Source organism: Photobacterium piscicola, from assembly GCF_900166965.1.
In the GTDB taxonomy this organism is placed as follows: domain Bacteria; phylum Pseudomonadota; class Gammaproteobacteria; order Enterobacterales; family Vibrionaceae; genus Photobacterium; species Photobacterium piscicola.
Map to the genome: position 1 here is coordinate 1 of NZ_FUZI01000054.1, position 775 is coordinate 775.

Annotated in this window: 1 protein-coding gene; it reads right to left on the reverse strand. The window is 55.2% G+C overall.

Features of this window, described 5'->3' with window-relative positions; all coding sequences use genetic code 11:
- A partial coding sequence (locus CZ809_RS20860) for an Ig-like domain-containing protein (RefSeq protein WP_144396230.1) occupies positions 1–775 on the reverse strand: 775 nt, incomplete at both ends.

Consider the following 775-nt stretch of genomic DNA (forward strand, 5'->3'; position numbering starts at 1 on the left):
TGTTGCCCGCCTCATCCGTGGTGGTGACGGTTGCCGTCACACTATCAGCCGTCGCACCGTCTAAAACACTGCCATCGACTTCTGCCGTCCACGTTAACTTGCCGTCCTGCTCCACAACTTTTGTGGTGCCCACGGTTTGACCATCAACAACGACCGTAACGGTATCGCCGACTTTAACATCTGCGCCCACGGTCCCCGTAACCGGGACTTTGCTGTGCGCTTCATCTGCGTTGATAACACCATCGGTAGCAATCGAGGTAATAGTGATCGTTGCCGCAATGTCAGTATCAATGTTGTAAGGATGATCGTCCGTCGCCGTGGCACTGTTGCCCGCCTCATCCGTGGTGGTGACGGTTGCCGTCACACTATCAGCCGTCGCACCGTCTAAAACACTGCCATCGACTTCTGCCGTCCACGTTAACTTGCCGTCCTGCTCCACAACTTTTGTGGTGCCCACGGTTTGACCATCAACAACGACCGTAACGGTATCGCCGACTTTAACATCTGCGCCCACGGTCCCCGTGACCGGGACTTTGCTGTGCGCTTCATCTGCGTTGATAACACCATCGGTAGCTATCGAGGTAATAGTGATCGTTGCCGCAATGTCAGTATCAATGTTGTAAGGGTGATCGTCCGTCGCGGTGGCACTGTTGCCCGCCTCATCCGTGGTGGTGACGGTTGCCGTCACACTATCAGCCGTCGCACCGTCTAAAACACTGCCATCGACTTCTGCCGTCCACGTTAACTTGCCGTCCTGCTCCACAACTTTTGTGGT